Source organism: Candidatus Methylomirabilis sp. (genome assembly GCF_028716865.1).
In the GTDB taxonomy this organism is placed as follows: domain Bacteria; phylum Methylomirabilota; class Methylomirabilia; order Methylomirabilales; family Methylomirabilaceae; genus Methylomirabilis.
The window spans coordinates 61,262-68,247 of sequence record NZ_JAQUOY010000015.1 but is presented as its reverse complement, the minus strand read 5'-3'; the positions used below and the strand labels follow the sequence as shown (position 1 = coordinate 68,247).

Below are 6,986 nucleotides of genomic sequence, written 5' to 3'. Positions count from 1 at the left end.
CGCACGTCTCAAATGCGCTTGGCACGATCAACCCGGTGCGGCAGGTGATTGAGATGGCGCACGAGCGGGGTGTGCCCGTCCTGATCGATGGGGCCCAGGCCGCGCCCCATCTGCCGGTGGATGTGCGGGCGTTGGACTGCGACTTCTATGTGTGCTCCGGCCACAAGCTGTTCGGTCCCACCGGCATCGGCGTCGTGTTCGGCAAGGCTCGCCACCTCGAGGCCATGCCTCCATACCAGGGTGGGGGCGACATGATCCTCTCGGTCACCTTCGAGAAGACGATCTACAACGAGGCGCCGATAAAGTTCGAGGCTGGGACGCCCCACATTGCAGGCGCCATCGGGCTCGGCTCGGCGATCGATTACATGAGCCGCATCGGGCTGGATCGGATCGCCGCCTACGAGGACGAGTTGCTGACGTACGCGACGGACGCCGTCTCCGCCATCCCGGGCTTGCGGATCATCGGGACCGCCAAAGAGAAGGCGAGCATCCTCTCCTTCGTTCTTGACGATATCCACGCGCACGATATCGGTACGATCCTGGATCAGGAGGGGATTGCGATCCGGACCGGTCATCACTGTGCCCAGCCGGTGCTGAAGCGGTTCGGCGTGCCGGCTACCGCCAGGGCGTCAGTCGCGTTCTACAATACGCGAGACGAGATCGATGCGCTGGTGAAGGCGATCCACAAGGTTACCGAACTGTTCGGCTGATGTCGGACCTGCGCGAGCTCTACCAGGAGGTCATCCTTGACCATAATAAGCGGCCAAGGAATTTTCAGAAGCTGGAAGGCGCGAATCGCGCCGCGGACGGTTATAATCCGCTGTGCGGCGATCAGATCAGGGTGTACGTGCTTGTCGAGGATGATGTGATCAAGGATATCGCCTTTCAGGGCTCGGGCTGCGCGATTTCGAAAGCGTCTGCGTCAGTGATGACTGCAACGGTGAAGGGAAAGACGACAGCAGAAGCCGAGGGCCTTTTTGAGACCTTTCATAAAATGGTCACGGCCGATCTGAGCGTCGTGGCTGATCCACTCGTCGTGGGGAAGCTGGCCGCTTTTGCGGGCGTGCGAGAGTTCCCGGTTCGGGTCAAGTGCGCGACCTTGCCTTGGCATACCCTGCATGCCGCGCTGGAGGGGAAAGAACAGATCGCCTCGACGGAATAGGATGTTTCGTCAAGGCCAACACTGCTCACTTTGACCGTTCGCCCTGAGCCTGTCGAAGCAGGAACGGCAAAGTTGCTTTTCGACAGGCTCAGGGCGAACGGAATGTGTAAGGAAGTGTCTGGTACTACGCGAGCCATAAGAGCTGGTCTCAGGCAGGAGGTCTCATGGAAAGCCCGTCTGTAGATACGAGTGAGATTGAGGCAGAGGTCATCGAGGCCCTGCGCACCTGTTATGATCCCGAGATTCCTGTCAACATCTACGATCTGGGGCTGATCTATGAGGTGAAGGTGGAGCCCTCAGGCCTGGCCAGAGTGGTGATGACCCTTACGTCGCCTCATTGTCCGGCCGCAGCGGAACTGCCGGCGGGGGTCGAGGTGAAGGTACGGTGCGTTCCTGGCGTAACGGATGCCCAGGTCGAGGTGGTCTGGGATCCACCATGGGATTCATCGAGGCTGTCCGAAGCCGCCAAGCTTCAGCTTGGCTTCTTGTAGCAGTAGGTTCGTGCGTGCATGAGAGCGTCAGTCAACCCAAACCACTTAACCAACGAGGAGAAGAACGATGGCGTACGTTGTCGCCGATCCATGTATCGGCACCAAAGACCATGCGTGTGTAGATGTCTGTCCGGTGGAGTGCTTCTACGAGGGTGAGGAACTGCTGTTTATTCACCCGGAGGAGTGCATCGATTGCGCCGCCTGCGAGCCGGAGTGCCCGGTTGCCGCGATCTTTGAAGCGAGCCAAGTACCGGAGAAGTGGCAACATTTCACCCAGATGAACGCCGATGCATGTAAGGATGGACATACCCTGCCGGTGGCGGTGCAGCGAGCGGCGTGGGAAGCTCAGAAGGAAGAGGAAGGGAGCGTCGCCAACCTCTATTACAAGAAGTATCCCCCAAAGCACTAGCCGGCGGGGTACGTAGGGGCGGGGTTGAGGGTAGAGGGTGTAGGGGTTAGCCAACGTTCTATCCCTTACCCTGTACCCCAAACCCTCTACCCTGCTTCTGAGGTATGAGGCGAGAGGGGTCAGCAGATGGCAAGTTTTGTGAAGGTAGCAACAACCGGCGAGTTGGGCCCCGGACAGACTAAGAAAGTGGAGGTCGACGGTAAGACCATTGCCCTCTTTGAGATTGGTGGGAGCTACCATGCTATCGATGATACCTGTACCCATGAAGGCGGCCCTCTTTCTGAAGGCGAGGTTGAAGGGAACATTGTGACGTGCCCGTGGCACGGGGCTCAATTCAACGTGACGAACGGAGAGGTGGTGAGGCCTCCCGCGGAGGTATCAGTATCTTACTACCGGAGTCGTGTAAACGGCTCGGATATCGAAGTGGAGCTCTGAGTGGAGAAGCGATCAGCACTACAGGTAGACAGACTGAAGGCTGAAGGTTTTTAGGTTAGTTCAGTCTTCCGCCTAAACCCCTAGCCCCTAATTGCTGACGGCTTTTTTGAGTACGCGTAGATGAACCACCATACCGAACACCCCCCAACGTTTCTTGACACATTGAGCAGGCCTCTTCGCAGTCTGCGCCTGTCGGTCACCGACAGGTGCAACCTGCGCTGTCAGTACTGTATGCCTGAGGAGGAATACGTCTGGCTTCCGCGCAAGGAGATCCTGACGTTGGAAGAGGTGAGCGGCCTGGTGGATATCTTTGCAGAGCTGGGCGTTGACAAGGTTCGCCTTACGGGAGGCGAGCCACTCGTCCGCAGAGACCTTGCGGCTTTGGTCAAGATGATTGCACATAACCAGCGGATCAAGGATCTTGCCATCACGACTAACGGAGTCTTATTAGCTGAATCCGCGCAGTCGCTGTATGACGCCGGCTTGCACCGCGTGACTGTGAGCCTGGATACCCTTCGTCCCGATCGTTTCACGGCGCTGACACGAAGAGACTTTCACGATAAGGTGCTGGATGGGATCAAGGCTGCGGGGCAGGTCGGCTTCACGGGATTGAAGATTGATACCGTGGTCATGCGGGGGGTCAACGAAGACGAACTCATTGATCTGCTGGAGTTTGGCAGGCAGATCAGCGCCGAGGTCCGCTTCATCGAGTACATGGATGTGGGCGGGGCGACCCTGTGGTCGATGAATAGGGTCTTCTCCAGGGCTCAGATCCTTGAGGTTCTCACGCGACGGTACGGCCACATTGAACCTGTCGCTCCAGTGAGCGCTGCGCCTGCCGATCGGTTCGTCCTGCCGGATGGGACAGTGTTCGGCATCGTCGCGTCTACAACGACGCCGTTCTGCCGTACCTGCGACAGGAGTCGGCTCACCGCTGATGGGACGTGGTACTTGTGCCTGTACGCCCAACACGGGATCGACCTGCGGTCGCCGCTGAGGGCGGGGGTCTCGAAAGCGGAACTCATCTCCACGATCGTCTCGGGATGGACTAGGCGAAGCGATCGCGGCGCGGAAGAGCGGAAAGAGATGCGGTCTAGAGAGGTGTTGATTCCGGTGGAGAGGCTTAGAGCAGACCCCCATCTTGAAATGCATACAAGGGGAGGATAGGCGGGGTTAGGAGCCTGCTTTCCCGCCACGGAAATCCTGCCCAAGACAGGCGCCGTGTATCAGATCGCCTCCCGCTGCCTCATCTCTCTGCTTTGTGTGTGAGCCATCACTGGCCTCGTAATGACTACCTCCTGTTAGAATATACAACGGGTCAATGCACGGAGCGCCTGCCGTGTCTTGTGATGAGCAAGAAGGAGGCGGCTGGAGGAGGAGGGAAACGGCGATGCGGATGTACGCGGCGGGCCGATGGATCGACACAAGAGAGAAGATCAACGTCCTGAACCCGTACGATGGATCGGTGGTCGATACCGTGCCGCGCGCGGGTCTGGACGATATAGAGAAGACCCTGGAGAGCGCCGTCCGTGGCGCGCGGACGATGGCAGCGCTTCCCGGTTACGATCGCTATCGAATCCTGAGAGCGGCGGCAGATCTGATCGAGGCTCGGAGCGAGGAGTTCGCCAGAACCATTACCCTCGAGGAAGGCAAGAGCCTGGCCGAGTCGCGCTTTGAGGTGAGTCGGGCGGTGCAGACCCTGACCTTATCCGGCGAGGAGGCCAAGCGCCTGCACGGTGAGACCGTTCCCTTTGATGGGGCCCCTGGCGGCTCCCGCAAGTTCGGATTTACACTGCGTGTCCCGTGCGGGGTCGTAGCCGCGATCAGTCCCTTCAACTTCCCGCTGAATCTGGTCTGTCACAAGGTCGGGCCCGCCCTGGCCGCAGGCAACGCGGTCATCATCAAGCCGGCCACCGATACCCCCCTCTCGGCGTTGAAGCTGACAGAGATCCTGCTGGAAGCTGGTCTGCCGGCCGAAGGAATTGCTTGCCTGACCGGCTTGGGGGCGGAGATCGGCGATGCGCTGTGCGGAGATCGGCGGGTTCGCAAGATCACCTTTACCGGCAGCCGTGATATCGGTGAGCGGATCTGCCGGATGGCGGGGATTAAAAAGGTGACGATGGAGCTTGGCAGCAACTCGCCCGTCATCGTCATGCCCGATGCCGATCTGGAAAAGGTTGCTGCTGCCGTGGCGGCGACCGGCTATTCGAACGCCGGGCAGGTCTGTATCTCGACGCAGCGGGTTTTGACCAGCGGGAAGGTCTACGATGATTTCCTGGATGCCCTGAAACCCAAGGTGAAGGCGCTTATTACCGGCAATCCTCTGGACGAGCGGACCAAGGTTGGTCCGATGGTCCGCGAGCGGGACGCCATCCGGATCGAGGAGTGGATAGATGAGGCGGTGACAGGCGGCGCGCGGGTCCTGACGGGCGGGGAACGTCTGGGGGCTCTCTATATGCCCACGGTCGTCGCCGACGTCAAGCCCGACATGCGGCTTTTTCGTGACGAGCTGTTCGGACCGGCTGTTGCGGTCACACGATTCGACACGATCGACGAGGCGATTGCGCTGGCCAACGACTCGATCTACGGCTTGGCGGCCGGTATCTTTACCGAGAACCTGGAGTGGGCGATGCGGTTCGCGCGCGAGGTCGAGGCGGGCAACCTGATGATCAACTGGGGCCCTCAATGGCGCGCCGACCTGATGCCCTATGGGGGGCTGAAGGAGAGCGGTTTCGGCAAGGAGGGTCCGCGCTATGCCGTGGAGGAGATGACGGAACTGAAACTGGTCTGCTTCCATTTGGCCGGCTGACGATTGTCACATCTTACGCTGAATGCTGAGTTTTACGACACGCTTCGGGTGTGATTCAGGCGTATGATATGGTAGTGCGAGGTATGGCGAAAAAGGGGGTGCGAGTCCCTTGTGCCCGATTAGCAACCGCGACATCAAAGCGGCCCACGACTATCACACGGCAACGAAGCATTCCTACTGGAGTATTCGCCTGGGAAGCCATTTCCTGGACTGGGAGCAGAAACCTCTCCTCTTCAAGCTCTATCCGACCCTGCCTGCTATCCCGCTTCCGCGTGATATTACGCCGCCGGCCGCGGAGGCTCTCGACACCATCTCAACGTTCCAACCGGCCGGGACGAGCGCGCTTGACCTGACCGGGCTGGCGCAGGTCCTGTTCTTCTGTGCAGGTCTCACCAAGAAGAAGGTCTACCCCGGGGGCGAGGAGCATGACTTTCGTGCGGCCTCCTGTACCGGTGCGTTGTATGAGGTGGAGATCTATGCCGTCTGTGGCGATCTCCCTGGGCTATCTGCCGGGGTCTATCACTTCTGCCCGGCCGACTTCGCGCTCCGTCGGTTGCGGGCGGGGGATCTCCGGGGGGAGCTCACCCGTGCGACGGCCGGAGAGAAGACGATCACATCCGCTCCTGTCATCCTGGTGCTGACGGCGATCTTCTGGCGGAACGCCTGGAAGTACCAGGCGAGGGCCTATCGCCACTTCTACTGGAACGGCGGAACGATTCTGGCTAACCTCCTGGCTACGGCTGTTTCCGCGCAGCTTACATCTCGGGTCGTGACAGGCTTCATGGATGCTCGTGTGGACCACCTCCTTGGTCTGGATAACGAACGCGAGGCGAGTCTCTGCCTTGTCCCGATTGGGGCACACTCGCCTGCTGTGGAGCCACCGGAGATTCTGCCGATTGCGCCCGAAACCGTCCCGCTCTCGAAAAGAGAGACGGACTATCCGCTGATCACGCAGATCCGTGCTGCCTCCATGCTGCTGAATGAGGAGGAGGTTCAAGCCTGGCGATCGGCCTTTGCTCCGAGACCCTCGCCGCCTCTCGGCGACCAATATTTTCCTCTTTACCCCATTGAGCGGGAGCAGCGTCCCATCCGGACCCTCGGCGAGGCCATTCTCCGCAGGGGTTCCACGCGCCAGTTCGCTCAACTGCCGATCTCATTCCAGCAGCTTTCCACCATCCTTGAGCGATCCAGTCGAGGGATCCCGGCGGACTTTCTCGGGGGGCCGAGCACGACCTTGCTGGACATCTACCTTATCGTCAACTCCGTCGAGAATCTCCCTACCGGGGCCTTCTACTTCTCGTCATCACAGCAGGCGCTTGAGCTCTTGAAGGAGGGCACATTTCGACGCGAGGCAGGCTACCTCTGCCTTGAGCAGGGCCTCGGCATCGAAGCGAGCGTCGTCGTCTTTTTCCTCGCGGACCTGGAGCGAATCATCGAGCGCTACGGGAATCGTGGCTACGGCGCCGCCCAGCTCGAGGCGGGGATCGTCGGCGGGAAGATGTACCTCTGCGCATACGCCCTGGGATTAGGCGCGACGGGCACCACCTTTTACGACGACGACGTGACCCAGTTCTTTTCTCCCCATGCCGCAGGGAAGGCTACGCTCTTCGCCCTGGCGCTGGGGCATTCGGCGCGGGTCCATGGGCGCATCACACGTCTGAGACCAGGGGCGGATTGAGA

General features: G+C 60.1%; 8 protein-coding genes. All 8 read left to right on the top strand.

The features are described 5' to 3' along the window. A partial coding sequence (locus tag PHV01_RS07645; protein ID WP_337290563.1) for a cysteine desulfurase occupies positions 1-710 on the top strand: 710 nt, incomplete at its 5' end. After that, positions 710-1,162: a Fe-S cluster assembly sulfur transfer protein SufU gene (sufU, locus tag PHV01_RS07640; protein WP_337290562.1), complete on the top strand. Its 453-nt coding sequence runs from the start codon at positions 710-712 to the stop codon at positions 1,160-1,162. The genes PHV01_RS07645 and sufU, both read left to right, overlap by 1 nt. A gap of 164 nt (positions 1,163-1,326) precedes the next feature. Then, positions 1,327-1,653 (top strand): iron-sulfur cluster assembly protein, encoded by a 327-nt coding sequence (locus PHV01_RS07635; RefSeq protein WP_337290561.1) that lies wholly within the window; start codon positions 1,327-1,329, stop codon positions 1,651-1,653. Between the two features lie 67 nt (positions 1,654-1,720). Further along, positions 1,721-2,062: a ferredoxin family protein gene (locus PHV01_RS07630; RefSeq protein WP_337290560.1), complete on the top strand. Its 342-nt coding sequence runs from the start codon at positions 1,721-1,723 to the stop codon at positions 2,060-2,062. 126 nt (positions 2,063-2,188) lie between these two features. Further along, the gene (locus PHV01_RS07625) at positions 2,189-2,497 is read left to right on the top strand and encodes a non-heme iron oxygenase ferredoxin subunit (RefSeq protein ID WP_337290559.1); all 309 of its coding nucleotides are present in this window, start codon (positions 2,189-2,191) and stop codon (positions 2,495-2,497) included. A gap of 120 nt (positions 2,498-2,617) precedes the next feature. Next, positions 2,618-3,664 carry a GTP 3',8-cyclase MoaA gene (gene moaA / locus PHV01_RS07620; RefSeq protein ID WP_337290558.1) on the top strand — a complete coding sequence of 349 codons (1,047 nt, stop codon included), beginning with the start codon at positions 2,618-2,620 and terminating at the stop codon, positions 3,662-3,664. Positions 3,665-3,887: 223 nt separating this feature from the next. Next, entirely contained in the window at positions 3,888-5,306 is a 1,419-nt protein-coding gene (locus tag PHV01_RS07615) for an aldehyde dehydrogenase family protein (RefSeq protein WP_337290557.1), read from the top strand. A gap of 109 nt (positions 5,307-5,415) precedes the next feature. Further along, on the top strand, positions 5,416-6,984 hold the full coding sequence (locus PHV01_RS07610) for a SagB/ThcOx family dehydrogenase (RefSeq protein WP_337290556.1): 1,569 nt from the start codon (positions 5,416-5,418) through the stop codon (positions 6,982-6,984). Positions 6,985-6,986 lie beyond the last annotated feature (2 nt).

Excerpts from the sequence above, each read along its gene's own strand:
- PHV01_RS07630 (WP_337290560.1), top strand. The coding sequence starts at position 1,721 with ATGGCGTACGTTGTCGCCGATCCATGTATCGGCACCAAAGACCATGCG.
- PHV01_RS07615 (WP_337290557.1), top strand. The coding sequence starts at position 3,888 with ATGCGGATGTACGCGGCGGGCCGATGGATCGACACAAGAGAGAAGATC.
- PHV01_RS07635 (WP_337290561.1), top strand. The coding sequence starts at position 1,327 with ATGGAAAGCCCGTCTGTAGATACGAGTGAGATTGAGGCAGAGGTCATC.
- sufU (WP_337290562.1), top strand. The coding sequence starts at position 710 with ATGTCGGACCTGCGCGAGCTCTACCAGGAGGTCATCCTTGACCATAAT.
- moaA (WP_337290558.1), top strand. The coding sequence starts at position 2,618 with ATGAACCACCATACCGAACACCCCCCAACGTTTCTTGACACATTGAGC.
- PHV01_RS07625 (WP_337290559.1), top strand. The coding sequence starts at position 2,189 with ATGGCAAGTTTTGTGAAGGTAGCAACAACCGGCGAGTTGGGCCCCGGA.